The organism is Kistimonas scapharcae (assembly GCF_039540975.1).
In the GTDB taxonomy this organism is placed as follows: Bacteria; Pseudomonadota; Gammaproteobacteria; order Pseudomonadales; family Endozoicomonadaceae; genus Kistimonas; species Kistimonas scapharcae.
Genome location: NZ_BAABFL010000067.1, coordinates 1 through 1,544, shown reverse-complemented (window position 1 = coordinate 1,544; position 1,544 = coordinate 1). Strand labels below are relative to the sequence as shown.

At 56.7% G+C, this 1,544-nt stretch carries 2 protein-coding genes; both read left to right on the top strand.

Annotated elements, in window-relative coordinates; all coding sequences use genetic code 11:
- On the top strand, positions 1 to 1,172 hold a 1,172-nt coding region (gene istA, locus ABD892_RS03860), incomplete at its 5' end, for an IS21 family transposase (protein ID WP_345194019.1).
- A gap of 13 nt (positions 1,173 to 1,185) precedes the next feature.
- Positions 1,186 to 1,544 (top strand): ATP-binding protein (locus ABD892_RS03855; RefSeq protein ID WP_345194017.1); only part of this gene is annotated, 359 nt, incomplete at its 3' end.

The following is a 1,544-nucleotide window of genomic DNA, read 5'->3' as shown; positions in this document are numbered from 1 at the left end:
GTGGCACCTTGAAACGCTCCATGCGTCAGCACCACAAGGCCGGCGAAAAGCTGTTTGTTGATTACGCCGGGCCGACAGTTCCCCTTGTTAATCCGGATACCGGTGAGGTTTCCCACAAGGCTCAGATTTTTGTCGCGGTGCTGGGCGCATCCAGCTATACCTTCGCCGAGGCCACGCTTACCCAGAAGTCCGAGGACTGGATCGGCTCCCATGCCAGGGCATTCGCCTTCTTTGGAGGCTTGCCGGAAGTGGTTGTGCCGGACAACCTCAAAAGCGGTGTCAAAACAGCCTGCTACTACGATCCGGACCTGAATCCGTCGTATCAGCATCTGGCCAATCATTACCAGGTGGCTATCATCCCGACGCGCCCCTACAAGCCGAAGGATAAAGCCAAGGCAGAAGTCGGGGTACAGGTCGTCGAGCGGTGGATACTGGCCCGGTTACGCCAGGAGACTTTCTTTACCCTGGCGGAGCTTAATGCCCGTATCCGTGAGCTCCTGACCGTTCTTAACCTTCGCCCCTTCAAAAAGTTGCAAGGCACGCGGCGCAGTCACTTCGAACAGCTGGATGAACCGGTACTGCGGCCATTGCCGAAACAACCCTTTGTTTATGCGGCCTTTCGTAAGGCGCGAGTCCACATCGATTACCATGTCCAGTATGAGTGTCACTACTACTCGGTACCCCATCAGCTGGTCAGAAGAGAAGTGGAAATTCAGGCTACGGAGAACTGCATCACCATCTGCCATAAGGGGCAGGTTGTCGCCTGCCATGTCCGCTCGTACAAGCCGGGATATACAACACTGCCAGCCCATATGCCGGACAGGCACCGCCATCAAAGGGCGTGGACGCCGGAACGCCTGCTGGCCTGGGCAAAAGACATCGGTTCTGATGTCCATTGGCTGACCCGGTACATGCTTGATACGCGGGAGCACCCGGAACAGGTTTACAGGGCGAGCCTGGGCCTGTTGAACCTGAACAAAAAATACGGTGGGGAACGGCTGAATAATGCCTGCCACCGCGCCCGGCATATCGGAGTTTATCGTCTGAGAAATATCCGCAGCATTCTGGAAACCGGGCAGGATCGAATCCCTGTCGAGGATGCGTCAAAACGAACCACTCTGCCACTGACGCCAGCCCATGAGAATGTACGCGGCGCGAGTTGTTACCAGTAAAGGAGGAGGCGTGATGATTAACGAAACCCTGAACCGTCTGCGCTCCATGCGTCTCACTGGTATGGCCGATGCGTTCTCCATGCAGCAGGAAAACCCGGCCACCTACGAAGGCCTGAGCTTCCCTGAGCGACTGGCACTGCTCGTGGAACAGGAAGAGGTTGAGCGTAATAACAAACGTCTTGCCCGACTGCTGAAACAGGCCCGGTTCAAACTGGCGGCCCGAACATCGGACATAGACTACGAACATCCGCGAGGATTGAAGCAGAGTCAGATCGCTGGCCTCAACAGCTGTGACTGGCTGCACAAGCACCGGAACCTGTTGATCACTGGCCCCTGTGGCAGTGGCAAGAGCTACCTTGCCTGTGCGCTGGG